The organism is Roseomonas gilardii subsp. gilardii (assembly GCF_023078375.1).
GTDB lineage: Bacteria > Pseudomonadota > Alphaproteobacteria > Acetobacterales > Acetobacteraceae > Roseomonas > Roseomonas gilardii.
On the sequence record NZ_CP095554.1, the window covers coordinates 433,204 to 457,599 of the forward strand.

The 24,396-nt window shown below is 69.2% G+C and carries 22 protein-coding genes; 9 read left to right on the plus strand and 13 right to left on the minus strand.

The features are described from left to right. Positions 1-232: 232 nt before the first annotated feature. Positions 233-409: a hypothetical protein gene (locus MVG78_RS02035; protein WP_247557768.1), complete on the minus strand. Its 177-nt coding sequence runs from the start codon at positions 407-409 to the stop codon at positions 233-235. 305 nt (positions 410-714) lie between these two features. Here MVG78_RS02035 and MVG78_RS02040 point away from each other — a divergent pair, with 305 nt between their 5' ends. Then, complete coding sequence (locus MVG78_RS02040) at positions 715-903, plus strand: hypothetical protein (RefSeq protein ID WP_247557770.1); 189 nt, start codon at positions 715-717, stop codon at positions 901-903. Positions 904-1,000: 97 nt separating this feature from the next. Here the strand turns inward: MVG78_RS02040 and prpB are convergent, their stop codons facing one another. The 3 genes from prpB to MVG78_RS02055 are packed head-to-tail and all read right to left on the minus strand — an operon-like array spanning position 1,001 to position 4,618. Continuing rightward, positions 1,001-1,924 (minus strand): methylisocitrate lyase, encoded by a 924-nt coding sequence (prpB, locus tag MVG78_RS02045; RefSeq protein ID WP_247557772.1) that lies wholly within the window; start codon positions 1,922-1,924, stop codon positions 1,001-1,003. Further along, positions 1,921-3,090 carry a bifunctional 2-methylcitrate synthase/citrate synthase gene (gene prpC / locus MVG78_RS02050; protein ID WP_247557774.1) on the minus strand — a complete coding sequence of 390 codons (1,170 nt, stop codon included), beginning with the start codon at positions 3,088-3,090 and terminating at the stop codon, positions 1,921-1,923. Before prpC ends, prpB begins: the two co-directional genes overlap by 4 nt. Positions 3,091-3,103: 13 nt before the next feature. Continuing rightward, positions 3,104-4,618 (minus strand): MmgE/PrpD family protein, encoded by a 1,515-nt coding sequence (locus MVG78_RS02055; RefSeq protein ID WP_247557776.1) that lies wholly within the window; start codon positions 4,616-4,618, stop codon positions 3,104-3,106. A 111-nt stretch (positions 4,619-4,729) separates the two neighbouring features. Between MVG78_RS02055 and MVG78_RS02060 the strand changes: the two genes are divergently transcribed. The 3 genes from MVG78_RS02060 (at position 4,730) to MVG78_RS02070 (ending at position 8,570) form a co-directional block, all read left to right on the plus strand. After that, entirely contained in the window at positions 4,730-6,184 is a 1,455-nt protein-coding gene (locus MVG78_RS02060; RefSeq protein WP_247557778.1) for a helix-turn-helix domain-containing protein, read from the plus strand. 449 nt (positions 6,185-6,633) lie between these two features. Then, positions 6,634-7,869, plus strand: coding sequence for a serine hydrolase domain-containing protein (locus MVG78_RS02065; RefSeq protein WP_247557779.1), 1,236 nt, complete (start codon positions 6,634-6,636; stop codon positions 7,867-7,869). Positions 7,870-7,883: 14 nt separating this feature from the next. Next, positions 7,884-8,570 carry a class I SAM-dependent methyltransferase gene (locus MVG78_RS02070; protein WP_247557781.1) on the plus strand — a complete coding sequence of 229 codons (687 nt, stop codon included), beginning with the start codon at positions 7,884-7,886 and terminating at the stop codon, positions 8,568-8,570. Positions 8,571-8,615: 45 nt separating this feature from the next. Here MVG78_RS02070 and MVG78_RS02075 read toward each other — a convergent pair whose 3' ends face one another. Continuing rightward, complete coding sequence (locus MVG78_RS02075) at positions 8,616-9,449, minus strand: aldo/keto reductase (RefSeq protein ID WP_247557783.1); 834 nt, start codon at positions 9,447-9,449, stop codon at positions 8,616-8,618. 214 nt (positions 9,450-9,663) lie between these two features. Here MVG78_RS02075 and MVG78_RS02080 point away from each other — a divergent pair, with 214 nt between their 5' ends. From MVG78_RS02080 to MVG78_RS02095, 4 genes are all read left to right on the plus strand, one after another. Beyond that, positions 9,664-10,716: a Gfo/Idh/MocA family protein gene (locus tag MVG78_RS02080; protein WP_247557785.1), complete on the plus strand. Its 1,053-nt coding sequence runs from the start codon at positions 9,664-9,666 to the stop codon at positions 10,714-10,716. Positions 10,717-10,746: 30 nt separating this feature from the next. Further along, the gene (locus tag MVG78_RS02085) at positions 10,747-11,574 is read left to right on the plus strand and encodes an IclR family transcriptional regulator (protein WP_247557787.1); all 828 of its coding nucleotides are present in this window, start codon (positions 10,747-10,749) and stop codon (positions 11,572-11,574) included. Between the two features lie 67 nt (positions 11,575-11,641). Beyond that, the gene (locus tag MVG78_RS02090; RefSeq protein ID WP_247557789.1) at positions 11,642-12,256 is read left to right on the plus strand and encodes an NIPSNAP family protein; all 615 of its coding nucleotides are present in this window, start codon (positions 11,642-11,644) and stop codon (positions 12,254-12,256) included. Between the two features lie 10 nt (positions 12,257-12,266). Continuing rightward, the gene (locus MVG78_RS02095; RefSeq protein WP_247557790.1) at positions 12,267-13,091 is read left to right on the plus strand and encodes a sugar phosphate isomerase/epimerase family protein; all 825 of its coding nucleotides are present in this window, start codon (positions 12,267-12,269) and stop codon (positions 13,089-13,091) included. A 285-nt stretch (positions 13,092-13,376) separates the two neighbouring features. Here the strand turns inward: MVG78_RS02095 and mmsB are convergent, their stop codons facing one another. From mmsB to MVG78_RS02125, 6 genes are all read right to left on the minus strand, one after another. Next, on the minus strand, positions 13,377-14,489 hold the full coding sequence (mmsB, locus tag MVG78_RS02100) for a multiple monosaccharide ABC transporter permease (protein ID WP_282615037.1): 1,113 nt from the start codon (positions 14,487-14,489) through the stop codon (positions 13,377-13,379). Positions 14,490-14,574: 85 nt separating this feature from the next. Continuing rightward, positions 14,575-16,134, minus strand: a complete 1,560-nt coding sequence (gene mmsA, locus MVG78_RS02105) for a multiple monosaccharide ABC transporter ATP-binding protein (protein ID WP_247557792.1) — start codon at positions 16,132-16,134, stop codon at positions 14,575-14,577. Between the two features lie 61 nt (positions 16,135-16,195). Beyond that, entirely contained in the window at positions 16,196-17,275 is a 1,080-nt protein-coding gene (chvE, locus tag MVG78_RS02110; protein WP_282615038.1) for a multiple monosaccharide ABC transporter substrate-binding protein, read from the minus strand. An 85-nt stretch (positions 17,276-17,360) separates the two neighbouring features. Further along, positions 17,361-18,302: a Gfo/Idh/MocA family protein gene (locus MVG78_RS02115; RefSeq protein WP_247557794.1), complete on the minus strand. Its 942-nt coding sequence runs from the start codon at positions 18,300-18,302 to the stop codon at positions 17,361-17,363. 17 nt (positions 18,303-18,319) lie between these two features. Next, positions 18,320-19,249: a dihydrodipicolinate synthase family protein gene (locus MVG78_RS02120; RefSeq protein WP_247557796.1), complete on the minus strand. Its 930-nt coding sequence runs from the start codon at positions 19,247-19,249 to the stop codon at positions 18,320-18,322. A 19-nt stretch (positions 19,250-19,268) separates the two neighbouring features. Then, the gene (locus MVG78_RS02125; protein ID WP_247557798.1) at positions 19,269-21,008 is read right to left on the minus strand and encodes an IlvD/Edd family dehydratase; all 1,740 of its coding nucleotides are present in this window, start codon (positions 21,006-21,008) and stop codon (positions 19,269-19,271) included. Between the two features lie 360 nt (positions 21,009-21,368). Here MVG78_RS02125 and MVG78_RS02130 point away from each other — a divergent pair, with 360 nt between their 5' ends. Continuing rightward, entirely contained in the window at positions 21,369-22,340 is a 972-nt protein-coding gene (locus tag MVG78_RS02130; protein ID WP_247557800.1) for a LysR family transcriptional regulator, read from the plus strand. 384 nt (positions 22,341-22,724) lie between these two features. Here MVG78_RS02130 and MVG78_RS02135 read toward each other — a convergent pair whose 3' ends face one another. Together MVG78_RS02135 and MVG78_RS02140 are read right to left on the minus strand one after the other, a co-directional pair. Then, positions 22,725-23,540 carry a siderophore-interacting protein gene (locus MVG78_RS02135; RefSeq protein WP_247557802.1) on the minus strand — a complete coding sequence of 272 codons (816 nt, stop codon included), beginning with the start codon at positions 23,538-23,540 and terminating at the stop codon, positions 22,725-22,727. A gap of 23 nt (positions 23,541-23,563) precedes the next feature. Continuing rightward, a complete protein-coding gene (locus tag MVG78_RS02140) occupies positions 23,564-24,205 on the minus strand; it encodes a PadR family transcriptional regulator (protein ID WP_247557803.1) in 642 nt (213 codons plus the stop codon). Positions 24,206-24,396 lie beyond the last annotated feature (191 nt).

Here is a 24,396-nt window from a genome sequence, read left to right on the forward strand (position 1 = left end):
ATCCTCCTCGTCGCCTCGCTCTTCGATTTCAGGGGACTTAAAAACAGACTCCGGGCATGAGTGCAAATTCCATCGGCGTGCCGCAGGAATTCTTTGGATGCCTGGAGTCAGGCTTTCTTGCCCTGCCCGGAAGACTCATCCGGACCACCGGATCGGGCAGCGAAACAATGGGCGGGACGCGCCGTGTCAGCCAAGCCCCTCTGCTTACCGGAGCAGAGGGGCATGCATCAGATCAGCGCGGCGCCTGCTGCCGACCCTCCGCCGGGGTGCCCGCAGCAGCAGCGGATATCCTGATCACCCCGACATCGCCATCCGTCTCTATGACGGTGTTGAAGGGCCGTGAGAAATCCTGCAGATCCTTCAGGATACGCTGCGCGACATCATGGTCCGGCACGCGCGGCGTGCCCATCTGCGACCCGTGCCGGTTGCGGCCCAGATCGAGCGGATAGAGCCGGATTTCGGCGAAGCGACCATTCCCGTAACGGGTCGTGGCCAGGACCGTCCCGAGATTGCAGGAGTTTGCAGCCAGGCCCAGCAGCGGGCATTCAACTGCCCGAGCCCCATGGCTGTCGTCGTCGGGCCCGGCATGATCTCGGTCTGGAACACGTGGCTGGACAGGCCGTAGAAGATTGGCCGCCCCTGTAGATCGCCGCCAGCAGGGCCTCGCCGGCGGTGCTGCCCAGGAGCAGCCGGTTTGGCTCCTCCCCCACAACGATGTACCACGGACAGATGCGCGGTGCGGGAGCGCCAGCCCTTGGTCCGGGGATGATCGGGCCAGGGATCGTTGCCGAGCAGGGCAAGGTGTTCAAGGCCATGGAGCGGCGAATGGCCGCCGAACCGGATGAAGAGTGCGTCACCCGCCACGTCACGTCGGAAGGACAAGAAAACCGGATGGTCACGTGATGTCCGGCGACAGCGAAAGACCCATGGCAGGCGTTGCTTTCGCCATCGCGCCTGCCATGTCCTTCTGGATCAGCCCTTCTGGATCAGCCCTTCTGGATCAGCCCTTCTGGGGCATGCCCTGCGGCACCACGGTCCTCACGATGGACGCATCCAGCGCCTCGTAATCGCCATAGCCGATGGTGGCGTAGAGTTCCGCACGGGTCTGCATGCGGTCGAGCATCTTCTGCGTGCCGCCGTCGCGGCGGATGGCGGCATAGAGTTCCTCCTGCGCCTTGTTCGCGACGCGGAGCGAGGAGACCGGCCAGATCACCATCGAATAGCCCATCTCCTCGAACTCCTGGGCCGTGAAGAAGGGCGTGCGGCCGAACTCCGTCATGTTGGCCAGCAGCTTCACCCCCGGCATGCGGCGGGCGAACTCGCGGAACATCTCCGCATTGGTCAGCGCCTCGGGGAAGATCGCATCCGCCCCCGCTTCCAGATAGAGCCTCGCCCGCGCCACGGCACCGTCGATGCCCTCGCTGGCCGCCGCATCGGTGCGCGCCACCAGAACGAGGTGCCGCCGCGCCCGCGCCGCCGCGGCCACCTTCGCCGCCATGTCATGCGCGTCGGCCAGCTTCTTGTCGTTCAGGTGCCCGCATTTCTTGGGCAGGAGCTGGTCCTCGATATGCACCGCGCCGGCCCCCGCCTCCTCGAAGGCGCGGACCATGTGCATGACGTTCAGCGCCTCGCCATAGCCCGTGTCGCCATCCACCAGCAGCGGCAGGCCGGAGGCACGCGCAATCTGGCGGATGAAGAAGCAGACCTCGTCCACCGTGATGATGCCGAGATCCGGCAGGCCCATCGAGGCGGTCATCGCCGCGCCGGACAGGTACAGCCCCTCGAAGCCCGCGGCCTTCGCCTGCAGCGCCGCCTGGCCGTTATGCGCGCCGGGGAGCTGGAGGATGCCGGGGCTGTCCAGCAGGGCGCGGAACCGTTCCCCGGCCGGACGGTCGGGGAGGTCGCTGGCGGTGAGATAGGTCAAGACAGGCTCTCCCGCTTCTCCAGTGGCACGAAGGGACGGTCCTCCGGGCCGGTGTAGTGGGCATTGGGACGGATGATCTTGTTGTCCGCCCGCTGTTCCAGCACATGGGCGGACCAGCCGGCCGTGCGGGCGATGACGAAGAGCGGCGTGAACATCGCCGTCGGCACGCCCATCATGTGGTAGGAAACGGCGGAGTACCAGTCGAGGTTCGCGAACATCTTCTTGGTGTCCGCCATCACCGCCTCGATGCGCTCCGCGATGCGGAACATCTTCATCGACCCGGCCTGCCGCGACAGATCCTCCGCCACCGCCTTGATCACCGCGTTGCGCGGGTCGGAGACGGTATAGACCGGGTGGCCGAAGCCGATCACCACCTCCTTGTTCTCGACGCGGCGGCGGATATCCGCCTCGGCCTCGTCCGGATCGGCATAGCGCTTCTGCACGGCGAAGGCGAACTCGTTGGCGCCGCCATGCTTGGGCCCGCGCAGCGCGCCGATGCCGCCGGCGATGGCGGAATAGAGGTCGGACCCCGTGCCCGCGATCACCCGGCAGGTGAAGGTGGAGGCGTTGAACTCGTGCTCGGCATAGAGGTTCAGCGAGGTGTGCATCGCCCGCACCCACTCCGCCGGCGGCTCGCGCCCGTGCAGAAGGTGCAGGAAGTGGCCGCCGATGCTGTCATCGTCCGTCTCGACCTCGATGCGCCGGCCGTTCTGCGAGAAGTGGTGCCAGTAGAGCAGCATCGAGCCAAGCGAGGCCATCAGGCGGTCGGCGATGTCGCGCGCACCGCTCGGGTTGTGGTCCTCCTGCTCCGGCAGGACGCAGCCCAGCGCCGAGACGGCGCTGCGCATCACATCCATCGGATGCGAGGCCGCGGGCAGCGCCTCCAGCACCTGCTTCACCGCATGGGGGATGCCGCGCCAGGAGCGTAGCTTGGCCTTGTAGCCGCGCAGCTCCGCCTCGGTGGGCAGGGAGCCATGGACGAGGAGATAGGCGATCTCCTCGAACTCGCATTGCGCCGCGATCTCCAGGATGTCGTAGCCGCGGTAATGCAGGTCGTTGCCGCTGCGCCCCACGGTGCAGAGCGCGGTGTTGCCGGCGACGACCCCCGACAGGGCGACGGATTTCTTGGGTTTCGGCGTGCCCGTGGAGGCATGGGTCCCGCTCATGGCTTCTCCTCCCTTACCCGTGCCAGCCAAAGATGCCGCGCCGCTCGTTGCGCGCCAGCCTGCCCTGCGGCAGCGCCACGGTCAGCCCGGCGAGTTCCTCCGCCCGCAGTTCCGGCAGGCGCTGCACCAGCGCGAGGAAGCGCTCCGCCTCCGCCGTGTCGAGGATGCCTTCGGTCAGCGTGCGGAACTTGCGGATGTAGTCCGGCCGCTTCCAGGGGGTGGCGCCCAGGCTGTGCGCATTGGCCACGGCCAGCTCGTCGCTGATCGTGCTGCCATCCTTCATCCGGATGGTGATGCGGCCACCGAAGGCCTTCACCGCCGGGTCATGCGTGTGATAGCGCTCGGTCCATTTCGGGTCCTCCACCGTGCGGATCTTGTGCCAGAGCCGCACCGTGTCGGGGCGCCGCGCCCGCTCCGGGGCATAGGAGCGCACATGGTGCCACTCGCCGTCCTGCAGGGCGACGGCGACGATGTACATGATGGAATGGTCAAGCGTCTCGCGCGACGCTTCCGGGTCCATCTTCTGCGGGTCGTTGGCGCCGGTGCCGATGACGTAATGCGTGTGATGGCTGGTCTCGATCAGGATGTCGTCCACATCCTCCCAGTCCTTCACCTTCCGGCCCATGCGGAAGGCGAGGTCGATCAGCGCCTGGCTCTGGTATTCCGCCGAATGCTCCTTGGTATAGGTGTCGAGGATGGCGCGCTTCGGCTCGCCCTTGCCCGGCAGCGGCACGCGGTAATGCGCGTCCTTGCCGTCCAGCATCCAGGCGATCACGCTGTCCTCGCCTTCGTAGATCGGGCTCGGCGCGCCCTCGCCCAGCATGGCGCGGTCCACCGCCTCCACCGCCAGCTTGCCGGCATGGGAGGGGGCGAAGGCCTTCCAGGAGCTGATCTCCCCCTTGCGGCTCTGGCGCGTGGCCGTGGTCACGTGCAGCGCCTGCTGCACCGCCTGGTAGATGGTGGCCGTGTCCAGCCCCAGCAGCGTGCCGATGCCCGCCGCCGCCGAGGGGCCGAGATGCGCCACATGGTCGATCTTGTGCTTGTGCAGGCAGATCGCCTTCACGAGATCGACCTGGATCTCATAGCCTGTGGCGAGGCCGCGGATCAGCGCCTTGCCGTCCGCGCCGCATTGCTGCGCCACGGCCAGGACGGGCGGGATGTTGTCGCCGGGATGGGAATATTCCGCTGCCAGGAAGGTGTCGTGGTAGTCCAGCTCCCGCACCGCCGTGCCGTTCGCCCAGGCGGCCCATTCCGCATGGACGCGGACATCCGGCCCCAGGCCGAAGACCGTGGCGCCGCCCGCGCGGGGATGCGCCAGGGCCTGGGTCCGCGCCGTGGTGACGGGGTGCCGGTTGATCGCGGCGATGGCGACGGAGGCGTTGTCGATGATCCGGTTGACGATCATCTCGGAGACTTCCGCCTCGACCGCCACCGGGTCGGTCGCCACCTCGGCGATCTTCCAGGCCAGTTGCTCTTCCCGCTTCAGCCGGTCGGCCTCGGGATGCACGTGCACGTCATGGATCTGCATGGGCTGACCCTCGCTCCCTGGTATTTTGCCAAGTTTGTCATGCTACCCCTGGGAGGTCAGCCCGGCTTTCGGCATAATCGTGCCATTTCCGGCAGATGTTTTGTGAAATCTGTGAAGACCCCACGGCAGCAGGACAGCAAGCTTTTCGCCGGCGACCGGCTGCGGCGGCTGCGCCTGTCACGCGGGCTGAGCCAGGCGGCGCTGGCGGAGACGCTCGGCATCTCGCCCAGCTATCTGAGCCAGATGGAGGCGGATCTGCGCCCCCTCACCGCCCGGCTGCGCCGTCGCGCGGCGGAGCGGCTGGGCGTGCCCGAGGGGCTGTTCGGCGAGGAGCGGGACGAACGCCTCGCCGACAACCTGCGCGAGGCCTGCGGCGACGCGCTTTTCGGCAAGGGCACCGTCTCGCCGGAGGAGGCCCGGGCGGCGGTGCGGGCGGCGCCGGAGGTGGCGGACCGCTTCCTCACCCTCTACCGCGCCTATCTGGCCTTGAGCGAGCAGCACCAGGAGCTGCACGACCGCGTCGCCACCAGGGGGGATGCCGGCGAGGATTTCACCGCCGTGCCGCATTTCCCCTATGACGATGTCGGGGACTGGGTGCAGTCGCGCAACAACCATTTCGACCGGCTGGACCGCGCCGCCGAGTCCCTGGCGCAACGGCTGAGCCCCGACGGTGCCATCACCCAGGAGCATCTGGCCCGCCATCTGCGCGACCGGCACGGCATCGCCACCGCCGAGATGCCCGGCCTGCTGGCCCAGGGCACGGTCTGGCGGCTGCAAAGGCGGGAGGGGCAGCTTCTCCTCGCCAAGGAGGCCGCGCCCGCCAGCCGGCTCTTCTGGATGGCGCATGTGATCGCCCTGCTGGAACAGCGCGCGCTGATCCTGGCCGAGATCCGCGCCGCCGGCCTCGCCAGCGCCGAGGCTCGCGCCCTGGCGCGGATCGGGCTGGCCAACTACTTCGCCGGCGCGCTGCTGATGCCCTACGAGCCCTTCCTGCGCGAGGCCGAGTTGCTGCGCTACGACATCGAGCAGTTGCAGACGCGCTTCGGCGCCAGCTACGAGCAGGTCTGCCACCGGCTCAGCACCCTCCAGCGCCCGGGCCGCCCCGGCATCCCCTTCTTCCTGGTGAAGACGGACATCGCCGGCAATGTGCTGAAGCGCAGCAGCGCCACGCGCTTCCGCTTCGCCCGCTTCGGCGGCCCCTGCCCGCTCTGGAACGTGTACCGCACTTTCACCCAGCCCGGCCGCGTGCTGGTGCAGGTGGCGCAGACGCCGGACGGGGTCGCCTATCTCAGCATCGCCCGCACGGTGGGGCGCAGCGGCGGCGCCTATCTCAGCCGCCCGCGCAACGTCGCCGTCGTGATCGGCTGCGAGATCGACTATGCCGGGCGCACCGTCTACGCCACCGGCCTCGACCTGCGCGACCCGGGCTTCCACGACCCGATCGGCCCCGGCTGCCGCGCCTGCGAGCGCACGGGATGCCGCCACCGCGCCGTGCCGCCCGCCAGCCAGTCGATCGATGTCGGCAGCCTGGAACGCGGCGTGGTGCCCTATCGCGTGCGGACCTGATCCGGGCCGCCGTCGTGCTTCACGGCTGGCCGCCGGGGGCAAGGCTCCGCCTCGCCCCCGAGACCCCCACTCCGCTGGGGACCGAAGCCGGTCCCCAGACCCCGGGCTTTCGTGGGCGTTTGTGGTAGCCGTTGGCCTGACGCTCCATCCCTGGACGCGGGTGAATCAGCGGGGTTCCCGAAAAAGAAAGAAGACACCGTGTCCGTGCTGGCGATACCGGCAGTCGCCGGAGAGCCATGCTCTCCGGCGCGATCCGGCGTCAACAGGAACCAACGAATGGGGTCCAGGGCGCGCAGCGTCCTGGCGGATAAGGGGGTTCCGGGGGGAAAAGGCGGAGCCTTATCCCCCCGGCCACAGAGCGACGCCGGATCACCCCGGGGCGGAGGGTCTTTCCGTGTCCGGGCATCCTCTGCCACCCTGCCGTCCCTCGCGACATGGAGTGCCAGCGCATGACGGACAGGATGATCGATGGCCCCGAAGGTCGCCCCGAGGAGGTCGGGCTGTCCGGCGCGCGGCTGGCGCGCGTGGATGCCTGGCGGGAGGCGCTGGTGCGGGACGGCAGGCTGGCCGGGGCCACCACGCTGGTGATGCGGCGCGGGCGGGTGGCGCATCTCGGCTGCTCGGGCCTCGCCGATCTCGCGCGGGGCGTGCCGATGGCGCCGGACAGCATCCTGCGCATCTATTCGATGACCAAGCCGCTCACCAGTGTGGCCATCATGATGCTCTACGAGGAAGGGCGCTTCCAGCTCGATGACCCGATCACGCGCTTCCTGCCCTGCTTCCGGGACATGCGCGTCTTCACCACCGGCAGCCGGGGCAGCTACGAGACCGTACCGGCGGAACGCGACATCACCTTCCGCGACCTGCTGACGCATACCTCCGGCCTGACCTACGGCATGATGCACGCCAACATGGTCGATGCCCTGTACCGGGAACGCGGCGTGGACTTCCAGACCTCGGAGCGCAGCCTGGGGGAGGTGGTGGAGATCGCGGCCTCGCTGCCGCTGCTGGCGCAGCCGGGGCGCGAATGGAACTACTCCATCGCCACGGATGTTCTGGGGCATCTGGTGGCCGTCATCTCCGGCCAGGAGTTCGGCGATTTCCTGCGGGAGCGCGTCATCGGGCCGCTCGGCATGGCGGATACGGATTTCCATGTGCCGGAGGCGAAGCTGCCGCGCTTCGCCGCCAACTACCGCCGGGGCGAGGATGGTGGCCTCGCCTTGCTGGAGGACCCGCGGGACAGCCTGTTCGGCCGCCCGCGCCGGATCTGCTCCGGCGGCGGCGGGCTGGTCTCGACGGTGGGCGACTATGCGCGCTTCTGCCGCTTCCTGCTGAACAAGGGGGAGCTGGACGGCACCCGCCTGCTCGGCCGCAAGACGGTGGAGCTGATGATGACCAACCACCTGCGCGGCGACATGGCCTCGATGGGGCAGCCCCGCTTCTCCGAGAGCACCTATGAAGGCATCGGCTTCGGCCTGGGCTTCTCGGTGATGCTCGATCCGGCACGGGCGCAGATCCTGGGCACGCCGGGGGAATGCGCCTGGGGCGGCGCGGCCAGCACCGCCTTCTGGGTCGATCCGGCGGAGGAGATGGCGGTGATCCTGCTGACCCAGCTCATGCCATCCTCGGCCTATCCGCTGCGGCGGGAGCTGCGGGTGCTGACCTATCAGGCGATCATCGATTGAGGCGGGAGCGACCCATGAGCGACAGGACCTATGGCACCTGGTACCGCGACACCTCGCGAGAGGCGGCGATGGAGGAAGGGCACCGCCCTCTCTGGCGCCACTTCATCGACATCGTGCCCGAGACCGACCTTTCGACGCGCGACGTGCTGGATTTCGGCTGCAACCGCGGCGGCTTCCTGCGCCTGCTGCACGCGCTGAAGCCGTTCCGCCACGGGCTGGGCGTCGATATCGCGGAGGAATCCATCGCGGCGGCCCAGGCCCTCAAGGGCGTCGCGCCGCTGGACTTCGCCGTGGCGACGGATCTCTCGCGCTGGCGGAACAGCTTCGACATCGCCTTCAGCTATGAGGTGATCTACCTGCTGCCGGACCTCGCGGCGCATGCCGCCGGCATCCATGCGGCACTGCGCCCGGGCGGCGTGTACTACGCCGTGACCGGCTGCCACACCGCGATGCCGCTCTGGCCCGCCTGGCGGGAGCTGATCGGCGGCATCACCCATGCGCCGGTGCAGGACCGCTCGCCGGAGGACTATGCCGCGGGCTTCGCCGAGGCGGGCTTCGACGTGTCCGTGCGGCGCTTCGGCTATGACGGCTTCGTGCCGGCGGGGAAGCGCAGCGACTACTACCCGACGCTGCGGGACGCCCTGGCCTATCCCGCCGAGCACAAGCTGCTGTTCCGCATGGTGCGGCGGGAGGCGGCCTGAACCGATGCGCGACGGGGAGGGCCGTCCTCCCCGCCGCGCCGGGTTTCAGGCCTCCGGCCCGTCACTCCAGTCCGGCGCGAAATCCGGGCTGACCATCCGCTGGTCCTTGGGCAGGCGCGCGATGGCGGCGCGGTCCTCGTCATCCAGCCGCAGCTTCAGCGAATCCAGGTTGGCCTGCTGGTTGGCGCGGCTGGCGGCCTTGGGCACCGCCGCGACCCCTTCCTGATCCAGCAGCCATTTCAGCGCGACCTGCGCCGGGGTGGCGCCGTGCTTCTTCGCGATGGCCTGGATCTCGGGGATCTCCGCCACCTTGTTGCGGGCCAGGAGGCTGTAGGCGGTGAGCGCGATGTCGTGCCGGCGCGCATAGTCCAGCAGCTTCGACTGGCCGAGCGTCACATGGTACTCGACCTGCAGGCAGGCGATCGGCGCCTTCAGCTCCTCCACCACCTTGCGCAGCAGCGGGCGCGGGAAGTTCGCCACGCCGATCTGGCGCGCCTTGCCCTCTTCCTTCAGACGGACCAGCGCCTCGATGCTGCGCGGCAGGTCCCAGTCCTTCGCCGGCCAGTGGATCAGATAGAGGTCCACATAGTCGGTCCGCAGCTTTTCCAGGCTGCGCGCCATGGCCTCGCTCATCGCCTGCGGCGCCAGATGGTCCCACCAGACCTTGGTGGTCAGGTGCACATCGCCGCGCGCCACGCCGGAGGCGGCGAGGCCGGCGCCCACCGCATCCTCGTTCTCGTAGCGCTCGGCCGTGTCGAGATGGCGGTAGCCGAGTTCCAGCGCCTGCTTCACCGCGGCCTCGCATTCCGCGCCCGTCATCGGCCAGGTGCCGAAGCCCAGTTTGGGCATGCGCAGCCCGTGTTGGGTCAGGTTTTCCATGCTCTCCGCTCCTCTTCCATCCGCCGTCGCCGGCCATGACCGCCGGTCCGCTCCCTGGCCCCGGTGCTGCCATGGCAACCGGCCCTGGCCAGACCCCTGGCGCCCATCCTGACAGGGCCGAGGGTATCTGGTAAAATTTGGAATTGAATTCCAGTTTGGAACACCCTATCAGGATAGGCACGGGAACCGACAAGTCCATAGGGAGAGGACGCCCATGCCATCCGTCGCGGTCATCGGAGCCGGGGTCATCGGCCGTGCCCATATCCGCATCCTGGCGGGCCTGCCGGCGGAACAAGGGCGGCTCGCCGCCATCGTCGATCCCACGCCCGCCGGCGCCGAACTGGCCGCCTCGCTGGGCGTGCCGCATTTCGCCGAGGCCGAGGCGATGCTCGACACGGTCCGCCCGGATGGCGCCGTCATCGCCACACCGAACACGCTGCACGTTCCCGGCGCCCGCGCCTGCATCGCGCGCCGCACCGCCATGCTGATCGAGAAGCCGATCGCCGAGGATCTCGACCTCGCCCTCGCCGTGGCGAAGGAGGCCGAGGAGGCCGACGTGCCGCTGCTGGTCGGTCATTTCCGTCGCCACAACCCGGTGACACGCCGGGCGCGGGAGATCCTGCGCGGCGGCGGGCTCGGCAGGCTGGTGGCGATCAGCGCCGATTCCATGGTGCTGAAGCCGGACCCCTACTACAACGTCGCCTGGCGCCGCGAGCCGGGCGGCGGGCCGGTGCTGATCAACCTTGTCCATGACATCGACGCGCTGCGCTTCCTGTGCGGCGAGATCGAGACGGTGCAGGCCGTCACCGGCAGCACCGCGCGCGGCTTCCTCGTCGAGGACACGGCGGCGGTGATCCTGCGCTTCCGCAGCGGCGCGCTGTGCACCATCACCCTGTCCGACGCCGTGCCCTCCCCCTGGTGCTGGGACCAGACGGCGGGCGAGAACCCCACCTTCCCGCGCCACGACGCCAATGCCTACCGGATCTGCGGCACCGAGGCGTCGCTGGAAATGCCGCGCCTGGCCCTGTGGCGCTATCCCGGCCAGCGCGGCTGGGACCAGAGGCTGGAGCGCGAGGCCCTGCCGGTCGAGGAGCGCGACCCGCTGGTGGAGCAGATGCACCACTTCCTGCGCGTGATCCGGCGGGAGGAGGCGCCGCTCGTCTCCGGCCGCGACGGTGCCGCCACGCTGGCGGCGACGCTGGCCGTCCCCCGTTCCGCCGCCACCGGCGAGGCGGTGCGGCCCGCCTATACGCTGGACGCGGCATGAGCGGGCGGGCGCAGCCCGGGGAAGGCGGCGATGACCGCTGTCCTCGACCGCAGCCTGCGCCTGCTGGAGCAGTTGGCGCTGCAGGCGGAGGGGCTGCCGCTGCATGTGCTGGCCGACCGCCTGCAGATCCCGCGCAGCGCCGCGCACCGGCTGCTGAACGAGCTGATCCGCGAGGGCTATGTGCGGCAGGAGCGCGAGGGCGGCCCCTACAGCCTGACCATCCGTCTCGTCTCGCTGGGCCTTACCTACCTCGCCCGCAACGGCATCCCGGATGTGGCGCAGCCCATCCTGGACAGCCTGGCACGGCGCAGCGGCGAGCTCTGCCGCCTCGGCATCACCGACACCACCGGCCTGACCTGGGTGGCCAAGGCACAGGGCGCGCGGGACGGGTTGCGCTACGACCCCGATGACGGCGCCCGGGCCATGCTGGCCCCCACCGCCAACGGCCAGGCCTGGCTCGCCAGCATGAGCGACGAGGAAGCCCTGGCCCTGGTGGCGCGGCAGGAGATCGGGAATGGCGGCTTCGGCGACCCGGCCCGGATGGGCCCCGGCGCGCCACGCACGGTGCGGGCCCTGCTGGAACAACTCGCCCAGGCGCGCCGCCAGGGCTACGCCATCATGGTGGAAGGCTCCGCCCCCGGCACCGCCGCCGTGGCCGCGGTGATCCGCCAGCCGGAAAGCGGCGCGGTGATCGGCACGCTGAGCCTCGCCGGCCCCTCGGTGCGGATGATGGAAGCCCGGCTGCACGCGCTGGCGCCCGACCTGCTGGCGGCGGCGGCGGAGATGGGCGAGGCCAGCCGCGCCTCCCGCCTCTTCGCCCCGCGCCCGGCACCGGAAGCCGGCAGCGCGGCCGCCTGAACGAGATGCGGGCGCGGCGGGGATTTCCGCCGGCCCTGCGGAACACGCCAAACTACGGAAGGAGGACATGATGCAACGCTACGAGATCGCGACGCTCAACACGGCCCTGGGCGGGGCGGCCAAGGCCGCCCCAGGGATCGAGGGATTCTGCCGCGAGGGCGGCGGCAGGCTGCTCGGCTGCTGGGCCACGGAGATCGGCCCGCTGAACCAGGTGCTGATCCTGCGCGGCTTCGACACGGCCGAGGATGCCGCGAAGGAACGCGAGCGCACCCTGCGTGCCGCCAATCCCTTCGGCGCGGCCGAGGTGCTGAATGGCATGACCCTGGACAGCTACGTGCCCTTCCCCTTCCTCCCTCCGGTCGAGCCCGGGGAGTACGGTTCGGTCTATGAGATCCGCACCTATGTGCTGAAGACCGGCGGCGTCGAGCCGACGATCGAGGCCTGGAAGGCCGCCGTGCCGCCGCGCGTGAAGTACTCGCCGCTGACCATCGCCATGTACGCGGTCGATGGCGCGCCGCGCTTCACCCATATCTGGCCCTACAAGGGCCTCGACGACCGGGCCGCCGTGCGCGCGAAGACGGTGGCCGAGGGCGTCTGGCCGCCCAAGGGCGGGCCGGCCTGGCTGACCTCCGACATGCGCTCCACCATCGGGCTGCCGCTGCCCATCTCTCCGCTGCGCTGAGGGACCGGCCGTGGAACGTGTCTTCTCCCTCGCCGCGCTCACCGCGCTGGAACTGCCGCCGCCCGCGCTGATCGACGTGGCGGCCGCCACCGGCTGCCGCCATGCCGGGCTGCGGCTGATCCCCGTCGCGCCGGGGGCCACCGCCTATCCGCTGATGGACGACAAGCCCCTGATGCGGGAAACCCTGGCCCGCATCCGCGACACCGGCGTCACCGTGGCGGATCTGGAGATCGTCATGCTGCGGCCGGACACGGATATCGCGGCGCTGCGTCCCTTCCTGGAGGCCGGGGCGGAGTTGGGTGCGAAGAACGTGCTCGTCGCCGGCTATGACCCCGACGAGGCGCGGCTGATCGACAGCTTCGCCCGCTTCTGCCAGGAGGCCGCGCCCTTCGGCCTGACCGGCGACCTGGAATTCATGCCCTGGACCCAGGTGCCGGATCTGTCCACCGCGACCCGCATCGTGGAGAAGGCGGGGCAGCCCAATGGTGGCGTGCTGGTGGATGCGCTGCACTTCGACCGTTCCAACAGCACGCTGGAGGATGTGGCGAAGCTGCCGCGCCACCGGATGCACTACTGGCAGATGTGCGACGCACCGGGTGGGCGGAACTGGCAGGACTGGAGCACGGAGGAACTGCTCCACACTGCCCGCGCCGAACGCCGCTTCCCCGGCGATGGCGGGATCGACCTCGTGGCGCTGACCCGTGCCATGCCGGCGGACATCCCCGTCAGCCTGGAGATCCCGACGCTGGAACTGGCGAAGACCGTGGGCGCCGAAGAGCGCGTCCGCCGCGCCGTTGCGGCGGCGAAGCGGGTGATCGCGGCCGCGGAAGGCTGAGCGCCGGCTTCCTGGGCCGGCCCCGGGGGAGAGGCGCTGCCTCTCCGCCCGGACCCCCACTCCGCCGGGGACCGGAGCCGGTCCCCGGACTTTCGTTGGTTCGGGTGATGAGCGTCAGCCTGACGCCCGATCCCTGGGAGCAGGTGGATCGGCGGGGCTCCTGAAAAGCGCGATCCGGTGTCAGAAAGCACCAACGCACCGGGTCCAGGGCGCGCAGCGTCCTGGCGGATGGGGGTCCGGGGGAAGGCAGAGCCTTCGCCCCGGGACGGTGCACCGCCGGAACGCTCAGCGCCGCTGGTTGTACACATCCACGCAAACGGCGCCGAGCAGGACGATGCCCTTGATCACCTGCTGGTAGTCGATGCCGATGCCCAGGATCGACATGCCGTTGTTCATCACGCCCATGATCAGGGCGCCGATCACCGCGCCGACCACCTTGCCCACGCCGCCATAGGCGGAGGCGCCGCCGATGAAGCAGGCGGCGATCACATCCAGCTCGAAGCCCAGCCCGGCCTTGGGCGTCGCGGTGTTCAGGCGGGCGGTGAAGATCAGCCCGGCCAGCGCCGCCAGCACGCCCATGTTCACGAAGGTGAGGAAGGTCAGCCGTTCCGTCTTCACGCCGGACAGCTTCGCCGCCTTCTCGTTGCCGCCCACCGCATAGATCTGCCGCCCCACCACCGTCCGGTTGGTGACGAAGGCATAGAGCCCGATCAGCAGCAGCATGATCAGCAGCACGTTGGGCAGGCCGCGATGCGAGGCGATCAGATAGGTCAGGTAGATGGTCATGCCCGCGATGACGAGGGTCTTCACCGCGAAGAAAGGCAGCGGCTCGACCTCCACCCCATGCCCCTGCTGCCGCAGCCGCCCGCGCCAGGCGAACCAGACCATGGCCAGCGCCATGACCACGCCGAGCAGCAGCGAGGTCAGGTAGACGCCACCCTGCTGGCCGAAGAACTCCGGGATGAAGCCGGAGGAGAGGCGCTGGAACTCCACCGGGAAGGGGCCGACCGACTTGCCGCCCAGGACGGACAGCATCAGCCCCTTGAAGACCAGCATCCCCGCCAGGGTAACGATGAAGGAGGGGATTCTCAGATAGGCGACGAACCAGCCCTGCACCCCGCCGATGATGCCGCCGGCCACGAGGCAGAGCAGTGCCGCCGGCACGAAGGGGATGTTGAACTGCACGATCAGCACGGCGGAGAGCGCGCCGATGAAGCCCGCCACCGAACCGACCGAGAGGTCGATATGGCCGGTGACGATCACCATCAGCATGCCGAGCGCCATGATGACGATATAGCTGTTCTGCAGCACGAGGTTGGTCAGATTCAGCGGCCGTAGCAGCGTGCCGTCCGTCACCACCTGGAAGAACAGCATGATGGCGAAGAGCGAAAGCAGCATGCCATAGCTGCGCTCAGGCTCTCCTTCACCAGATGGGCATGGCCCGTCCGCGCCGGGGGCGGGCCGGGGAATGTGGCCTGTTCGCTCATGGCACCGTTTCTCCCATGGGTTCCGCCTGGAGGGCGCGGTTGGTCACGATGGCCCGCATGATCCGCTCCTGCGACGCCTCCGCCGCCGGGAACTCGCCGACGAAGCGGCCCTCGTTCATCACGCAGATGCGGTCGCAGATGCCGAGAAGCTCCGGCATCTCGGAGGAGATGACGATCACGCCCTTGCCGCTGTCGGCCAGCTCCTGGATGATCTGGTAGATCTCGTACTTGGCCCCGACATCGATGCCGCGCGTCGGCTCGTCGAGGATCAGCACCTCCGGCCCCGAGAAGAGCCACTTGGACAGCACCACCTTCTGCTGGTTGCCGCCCGAGAGCTTGCCCGCCTCCTGATAGACGCTGGAGCAGCGGATCCGCATCCGGGCGCGGAAGCCCTGCGCCACCTTCAGCTCCTCGATATCGTCGATCACCGAACGGTTGGACACGGCGGGCAGGTTGGCCAGGGTGATGTTCTTGCGGATGTCCTCGTCCAGCAGCAGGCCGAGATGCTTGCGGTCCTCGGTCACATAGGCGAGGCCGGCATCGATGGCACGGCGGACGGTGGAAAGGTCCGCCTCCCGCCCCTGCAGGAAGGCGCGCCCGGTGATGTTGCGCCCATAGGAACGCCCGAAGACGCTCATGGCGAGTTCGGTGCGCCCGGCGCCCATCAGCCCGGCGATGCCCAGGATCTCCCCGCGGCGGAGCCTGAGGCTCACATCCTTCACCACCTTGCGGCCGGGATGCAGCGGATGGTCCACGGACCAGCCCTCGATGCGGAAGATCTCCTCGCCGATCCGCGGCGTGTGGTGCGGGTAGCGGCTTTCCAGGTCCCGGTCCACCATCCGGCGGATGATGTGGTCCTCCTCCACCGGCGCGGCGTGGCAGTCCATCGTCTCCACCGTCTGGCCATCGCGCAGCACGGTGATGCGGTCGGCGACGGTCGAGATCTCGTTCAGCTTGTGGGAGATCAGGATGGAGGCGATGCCCTGCGCCCGGAACTCCACCAGCAGGTCCAGCAGCGCCTGGCTGTCGCGCTCGTTCAGGCTGGCGGTGGGCTCGTCCAGGATCAGCAAGCGCACCTCCTTGGACAGGGCCTTGGCAATCTCCACGAGCTGCTGCTTGCCGACGCCGATATCAGTGACCAGCGTGTCCGGCGAATCCGTCAGCCCGACCTTCGCCAGCAGTTCCCGGGTGCGCCGGTACACCGCGCCCCGGTCGATCACCCCGAAGCGGGTGGGCGCATTGGCCAGGAAGATGTTCTCCGCGATCGACATCAGCGGGATCAGGGCGAGTTCCTGATGGATGATGATGATCCCGAGCGCCTCGGAATCGTTGATGTCGCGGAACTGGCGGGTCTGGCCGTCATAGATGATCTCGCCCTCGTAGCTGCCATGCGGATAGACGCCGCTCAGCACCTTCATGAGGGTGGACTTGCCGGCGCCGTTCTCGCCCACCAGCGCGTGGATCTCGCCGGGCATGACAGTGAGGTTGACGTTGTTCAGCGCCCTCACCACGCCGAAGCGCTTGGTGATGCCGCGCATTTCCAGGATGGGTTCCATCGCCGTCCTCCGGATCGCAGCCTGGTGCGGAGCGCGCAGGCAGCGCGCCCCGCGCCGGAGGTCAGACGATCTCCTGCTTCTTGTAGTATCCGCTGCCGACCAGCACCTGCTCCCAGTTGCTCTTGTCCACCACCACGGGCTTGAGCAGGTAGGAGGGCACGACCTTCACGCCGTTGTTATAGGTCTTGGTGTCGTTCACCTTGACCTCCTGGCCGGACAGCACGGCATCGACCATGTCGGCCGTGACCTTGGCCAGCTCGCGCGTGTCCTTGAAGATCGTGGAATACTGCTCGCCCGCCAGGATCGACTTCACCGAGGGGATCTCGGCATCCTGGCCCGTCACCACCGGCATGGGCATGTTGCCGCTGCCATAGCCGACGCCCTTGAGCGAGGAGAGGATGCCGATGGAAAGCCCGTCATAGGGCGAGAGCACGGCATTCAGGCGGCGGTCGGTGTAGAAGGCGCTGAGCAGGTTGTCCATGCGCGACTGGGCCGTCGCCGGGTCCCAGCGCAGGATGGAGACCTTGTCCATGCCCATCTGCCCGCTCGGCACCACCAGCTTCTTGCTGTCGATGTAGGGCTGCAGCACCGACATCGCGCCGTTGTAGAAGAAATAGGCGTTGTTGTCGTCCGGAGAGCCGCCGAACAGCTCGATGTTGAAGGGGCCGGCGCCGTCCTTCAGCTTCAGCGCGGATTCGATGGACTGCGCCTGCAGCACGCCCACCTGAAAATTGTCGAAGGTGGCGTAGTAGTCGACATTCGCGGAGCCGCGGATCAGCCGGTCATAGGCGATGACCTTGGTGCCCGCCGCCGCCGCCTGGTTCAGCACGTCGGACAGGGTGGTGCCGTCGATCGAGGCAATGACCAGGACCTTGGCGCCCTTGGTCAGCATGTTCTCGATCTGCGAGAGCTGGTTGGGGATGTCGTCGTCGGCGTATTGCAGGTCGGTGGTGTAGCCCCGCTCCTTCAACACCCTGACGATGTTGTCGCCATCCTGGATCCAGCGGGTGGAGGACTTGGTGGGCATGGCGATGCCCACATTCCCCTTCTTCTGCGCATAGGCGGGCCTGCCCAGCCCGGAAACCAGTCCGGCACCACCGAGCATGGCCACGGAGGCCGTCATCAGGGTTCTGCGCTTCATCATTTCCTCGCTCTCTTATCATTATGGGCCGCTTCCGGCCGGTCTTCCGCGGACCCACCGCATCGCGGGGGCGGCTTCCGGGCTCTCAGGCCTCGTGAAACGCCTCCACGGTGTTCCGTTGTCCCAGCATGAAGGCATCCGCGACATGGATCATAGGGGAGAGGTCCACATCGCAGCCGCCCTGCCGGATTAAATCGACGAAATGCCGGTAGATTCCACGATATTCGGCCTCCGGCGCCTCCAGCAGCAACTCACCATTCCGTTCCAGCCGGGCGCCGCCGCGCGAAAGGGTCAGGCGCTCGGTGTCCGTCTCCAGATGGATGTCCCAGCTCTGCGGCCCGGTCTGGCGCCAGTCGAACTCGGCACGGAAATCGCCGCCCTTCATGGCGTCATGCGCGGCGCCGAAGCGCAGCGCGGCCGCGATCGGCGCCGCGCGGTTGGCCGGAAAGGACAGCTCGGCCCCGGTCAGGAAGACGGGGAAGGGCAGGATGCGGGTGAGGATCGAGAGCGCGTTGATCCCCGGATCGAAGACGCCGAGGCCGCCCGGCTCCCAGATCCATTCCTGGCCCGGATGCCAGACCCTCACATCCTCCTTCCACTGGATCAGCAGCGAGCGGATACGCTGTCCGGCGAGGCGTTCGCGCAGCGGCTCCACCACCGGGGCGAAGCGGGAATGCCAGGTGGCGAAGAGCGTCAGCCCCTTCCGCCGCGCCATCTCCTGCAAGGGGCCGATCTCGGCCAGGGTGGCGCCGGGCGGCTTTTCCAGCAGCACATGCTTGCCGGCGGCGAGGGCCTGCGCCGCCAGCGCGTGGCGCCCCTGCGGCGGCGTGCAGAGCGCCACCGCGTCAATGGGCGTACCGGAGGCCAGCAGCGCCTCCAGCGTCGGGAAGGAAGGGAGATCCGGCAGCCCGGCGTTGCGGCTCGCGATTCCCGCCAGGGCGATGCCCGGCGTGGCCGCGATGGCGGGAAGATGCTGGTCGCGCGCGATCTTGCCCAGCCCGACCAGCCCCAGCCGAATCTCACCCATGCATGGACTCTCCCCTTCTACCGGCCCCAGCGCAGCACCAGCGGATCGAGCCGCCGTGCGATCTCCATCAGCCCCGCGCGTGTGGCCGGATGCAGCGGCATCAGCGGGTGGCGCACCGCCTCGGAGCGGATGACGCCACCTTCCTTCATCAGTGCCTTGCACGCCACCAGCCCGCACTGGCGATTCTCATAATTGATCAGCGGCAGCCAGCGGGCATAGGCATCCACCGCCTCCTCGCGCCGCCCGGCCTCCCAGGGGTCCATGATCTGGCGGATGCCGTCGGGATAGCCGCCTCCGGTCATCGCCCCCGTGGCCCCGGCATCGAGGTCGGCCATCAGCGTGATCGCCTCCTCGCCATCCCAGGGGCCGACGATCGAATCGCCGCCGATCTCGATCAGGCGGCGCAGCTTGGCAGCGGCCTGCGGGACCTCGATCTTGAAATAGGCGACATTGGCGATCTCGCGCGCCATCCGGGCCAGGAACTCGGCGGAAAGCGGCGTGCCCGCCACCGGCGCGTCCTGGATCATGATGGGGATGCGGATCGCATCCGAGACGCGCTGGAAGAACTCGTAGATCCCGGGCTCGGCGACGCGGAAGGTCGCGCCGTGATAGGGCGGCATGATCATCACCATGGCCGCGCCCATGTCCTGCGCCCGCTTCGAGCGCTCGGCGCAGATCTCGCTGCCGAAATGCGTGGTGGTCACGATCACCGGCACGCGGCCGGCGACATGCTCCAGCACCACCCGCATCACCTGGTCGCGCTCCTCGTCCGTCAGCACGAACTGCTCGGAGAAGTTGGCCAGGATGCAGAGGCCGTGCGAGCCGGCGTCGATCATGAAGTCGATGGCCCGGCGCTGGCCGTCGAGGTCCAGGCGCCCGCGGTCGTCGAAGACGGTCGGGGCCACGGGGAAGACGCCGCGATAGGCGTGGGGGTTGGTGTCCGTCATGGTTCGGTCTCCGGCGGCGTCAGTGGTTGTCGCGGGCAACGGGGGAGCCGCTGCCGCCGACGAGGAAGTCCAGATCGACGCCCTTGTCCGCCTGCAGCACGTGCTCGACATACATCTTGGTGTAGCCGCGCTGGGCGAGCGGCGTTTCCGGCGGCACCCAGGCGGCCCGGCGCGCCGCCAGCACCTCGTCGGAGACATGCAGGTTCAGGCTGCGCGCCGCGACGTCGAGGGTGATCATGTCGCCGTTCTCGACCAGAGCGAGGTTGCCGCCCGCCATGGCCTCCGGCGCCACATGCAGCACGACGGTGCCATAGGCGGTGCCGGACATGCGGGCGTCGGAGATGCGGATCATGTCGCGCACGCCCTGGCGCAGCAGCTTGGGCGGCAGCGGCATGTTGCCGACCTCCGCCATGCCGGGATAGCCCTTCGGCCCGCAATACTTTAGCACCATGACGCAGCTCTCGTCGATGTCGAGATCCTCGTCGTTGATGCGGGCATGCAGGTCCTCGATGCTCTCGAAGACCACGGCGCGGCCGGTGTGCTGCAACAGGTGCGGCGAGGCGGCGGAAGGCTTGATCACCGCGCCGTCCGGGCAGAGGTTGCCGCGCAGGATGGCGATGCCGGCATGCGGCTTGAACGGCGCGTCATAGGAATGGATGACGTCGCGGTTCCAGCACTCGGCCTCCGCCACGTTCTCCGCCAGCGTGCGCCCGTTGGCGGTGATCGCATCGGCATGCAGCAGCCCGCGCTCCACCAGCTCCCGCAGCACCACGGGCAGGCCGCCGGCGTAGTAGAAATCCTCCATCAGATGCTCGCCGGAGGGCTTGAGGTTCACGAGGCAGTTCACCTCGCTCGCCAGCCGGTCGAAATCCTCCAGCGTCAGCGGGATGCCGAGCCGCCCGGCGATGGCCAGAAGGTGCACCACCGCGTTGGTGGAACCGCCGATCGCGGCCAGGGTACGGATCGCGTTCTCGAAGGCCTGCCGTGTCAGGATCTTCGACATGCGCATGTCCTCGCGCACCATCTCCACGATCCGCCGCCCGGCGAGCCGCGCGAGCTGGTTGCGCCGCGCATCCGGCGCCGGGATGGCGGCGTTGGTGGGCAGGCCGATGCCCAGCGCCTCGACCATCGAGGCCATGGTGGAGGCCGTGCCCATGGTCATGCAGGAGCCGGCGGAACGCGACATGGCGCCCTCGGCCTCATGGAACTGGCGCAGCGTGATCTCGCCGGCGCGGAGCTGCTCGCTCATCGAGATGGTGTTGGTGCCGGAGCCGATCTTCTGCCCGCGGTAATGCCCGCTCAGCATCGGCCCGCCGGACACGCCGATGGTCGGCAGGTCCACGCTGGCCGCGCCCATCAGCAGGGCCGGGGTGGTCTTGTCGCAGCCCATCAGCAGCACCACGCCGTCCAGCGGGTTGGCGCGCAGCGCCTCCTCCACATCCATCGAGGCGAGGTTGCGGTAGAGCATGGCCGTCGGGCGCATCTGCGTCTCGCCCAGGCTCAGCACCGGGAATTCCAGCGGATAGCCACCGGCCTCCAGGATGCCGTGGCGGACGTGCTCGGCGATGGTGCGGAAATGCCCGTTGCAGGGCGTCAGCTCCGACCAGGTGTTGCAGATGCCCACCACCGGGCGGCCATCGAACTGGTCGTCGGGCAGGCCGCGGTTGCGCAGCCAGGATCGGTAGTAGAATCCCATCTTGTCCTGCCGCGCGAACCACTGGCGGCTGCGCAGACCCTTGCCCTCGGGCTTCTCGTCCATCTCGAATTCCTGACGTCCTGGCCGGCGGCGCCTGCCTGCCGGCAATTCCTCTGTGTGCCGGGCGCCCCGGATGGGCCTCCCCCCGGCGCCCTCCTCAGCTCCGCCCGGACCGGCGCGCGGGCGGCAGGCCCGCCCCATGGGGCAGGGTCCGTGGCGCCGCCTCCGGCACGATGCTGTCCGGCACGATGCTGTGGAGATTCATGCGAACCCGTCCTCCTCGCCGCGCCTCTGCTCCGGGGTGTCGGTCGCCTTGCGCGTCCCGGGGGCACGATTCCTTGGGCGACAGGGATAGGGAGCGCGGCAGAACAAGTCCAATGCCAAGACGGGGAGAATCGATACCAGAACTGGTATGCTTCCTGGATGCCCCTCCCCACTCCCCTGCCCCTGCCCCTGCCGCCGGACTGGTTCGCGCGCTTCCGGCTGAAGCTGCGGCACCTGCAGCTCCTGGCCTCGCTGGACGAGACCCGGAACCTGAACCGCACGGCCGAGGCGCTCGGGATCACCCAGCCCGCGGCCTCCCGCCTCCTGGCCGAGATCGAGCGCATCCTGGGCGAGCCGGCCTTCCTCCGCCGCCCGCGCGGCCTGGTGCCGAACGCCCTGGGCGAGGTGCTGGTCCGCCGCGCCCGCACGGTGCTGATCGACCTGACCCAGGCCGCCGCCGAGATGAACAGCCTGCGCGGCGGGCTGGGCGGCGCCGTCGCGGTCGGCGCGGTGACCGGCCCGGCGGTGGATATCCTGAGCCGCGCCGTTGAGGCGGTGCAGCGCAGCAGCCCCGGCCTGCAGATCACGGTGGAGGTGGACACCAGCGCCCCGCTGGTGGCGCATCTGCTGGAAGGACGGCTGGATTTCGTGCTGGCCCGGCTGCCGCCGGAGATGGGGCCGGATGCCATCCTCTATCGGGAGGCGGCCGAGGAGGAGCTCTGCTTCCTGGTGCGGGCCGGGCACCCTCTGCTGCACCGGCGCGGCCTGGCGCTGCGCGACCTGCTGAACCTGCCCTGGGTGCTGCAACCGCCCGGCACGCTGCTGCGGCGGCGGGTGGACCTGCTGTTCCTGCGCCTCGGCCTGCCCCTGCCGGGGCGGATGCTCAACACCTCCTCGGTGCTGCTCACCCTGGCGAACCTGTCCCGCAGCGACGCGGTCGGCGTCATCAGCGCCTCCGTCGCCAGCATTTTCGCGCCGAAAGGCCAGTTCCGCCGCCTCGCCCCCCTGCGCGACGTGCCCCGCCTCGCCGTGGAGCCCTTCGGCCTGATCCAACTGCGCGAACGCCCCCTCTCCCCTCCTGCGCAACGCCTCTTCAGCGCGGTCGAGGGGTCGCTCTTTCCGGAAGGGTGAAGGCCGCGCTCTTGTCTGGCCCCCGGGGGCAAGGCTCCGCCTCGCCCCCGGAACCCCCACTCCGCCGGGGACCGAAGCCGGTCCCCGGACCCCGGGCTTTCGTTGGCGCCGGTGGTGGGCGTCAGCCTACTGGCTGATCCATGAGAGCAGGTGGATCAGCGTGGTGCCCGAAAAGAAAGAAGCCGTGTCCGCGCTTGTGGCGCCCGCAGTCGCCGGAGAGCATCGCTCTCCGGCGCGATCCGGTGTCAGCGAGCGCCCACGAACCGGGTCCAGGGCCCGCAGGGTCCTGGCGGATAAGGGGGTCCGGGGGGAAAAGGCGGAGCCTTGTCCCCCCCGGGGATAGCGAGACGCCAGCCGTAACGCACAACCGGCGATGCTTCCGGATCAGTCGTTATGCGTTTCGTGTGCCCCGGCGGCGCCGATCTGCCAGTATCCGGCGGCCTTGACCCGTTCCTTGGGCAGGCCGCGCTCATCCAGCAGGATGCGGCGCAGGCGCTTGGCGACCAGGGATTCGCAGGCGACCCAGGCATAGCCTTCGCCGCCCGGCAGACGCAGGGCACGCAGCGCCTCCTCCAGCCCGGTGCCCTGGCCCGGCGGCACGCGGCCGCGATGGACCCAGCGCAGGTCGAGCTTCGCCCGGCTTTGCCAGACCTGCTCCTCCTCCGGCCCGGCCACCTCGGCGATGACCAGGGCATGGCTGCCCTCGGGCAGTTCCTCCAGGCGGCGGCCGATCGCGGGCAGGGCGGTCTCGTCGCCGATCAGCAGGTGCCAGTCGAAATCCAGGGGGATCACGAAGGAGCCGCGCGGGCCGCCGAGGCCGATGCGGTCGCCGGGCCTGGCGCGGCTGGCCCAGTCCGTCGCCGGTCCGTTCTCGTGCAGGGCGAAGTCGATCTCCAGCACCCCTGCCGCCTCGTCATAGCGGCGCGGGGTGTAGTCGCGCGCAGGGGGGCGCGGCTGGCCCTCGGGGAAGACGACGCCGTTCGGCCCCGCCACCGGCAATGTCACCGGCGCGCCCGGCTCAGGGAAGAAGAGCTTCACGTGGTCGTCGAAGGAGAGGCTGGTGAAGCCGGCGAGGTCCGGCCCCGCCAGGGTGATCCGGCGCATGGCCGGGGTGATGTCCTCCACCCGTGTCACTTCGAGCTGGCGGAAGCGAAGCTCGTGGCGGACCCGGCGCGCCACCCGCGCCGGGGCCTTCTCCATGCCCGTATCCATGGCTGGTTCCCTTATTCCCGCTCGATCCGTGTCGCGGTGGCGTCGATGGCCTCCACGATGCGGCGGAGCTGTTCCTCGGAGAGGTTGCCGCGACCGAGACGCAGCCGCAGGGCGAGCTTGAGGTTATGCATGGCGCGGAGGATCTGCAACTTGCCGCCCTCGGGGCTGTCGCCGCCAGCCGCCGCCATCCGGGCGAAGAGGGCATCGGCCTCCGCCTTCTGTTCCGTCAGGACGCGTTCGCCCTCCGGGGTGACGGCATAGAGCTTCTTGGCGCCCTCAGTGGCGGAAACGGCGATCTGGCCGAGTTCCTCCAGCAGGGTCAGGGTGGGGTAGATCGTGCCGGGGCTGGGGCGGTAGGCACCGCCGAGCCGGGTCTCGATCTCCTCCATCAGCTCATAGCCGTGGCGGGGCCGTTCCGCGATCAGGCGCAACAGGACGAGGCGGAGGTCGCCGCTCTCGAAGAAGCGGCCACCGCGTCCGCCGCCGCGCCTGCCGTGATGGCCATGCCGGCCGAAGGGGCTGGAGCCGCGTCCGCCACGCTCGCCATCCCCGAAATCGCGGTGGAAGCGGCGGGCTTCGCCGTGGCTGCCCTGATCGGGCCAACGGGGCTCGGAGAGGCGTGGGTCACGGCGGTGGGAGAAGAAATGTCTCACGAGATATCCTCGATAGGGTTTCGATATATCGAAAAATAGGACACCTCTATCTGCGGCGCAAGATTCGATATATCGAAAATATTCACTTCGCCGGGATATGCCCCCGGCAGGGAGCACAGGCTCGCTCGGCGCTTGGTCCCCGGCGCCGGGTGGCTTATCTGAGGGGCGACAACCTTCCCGCGCGGCCGAAA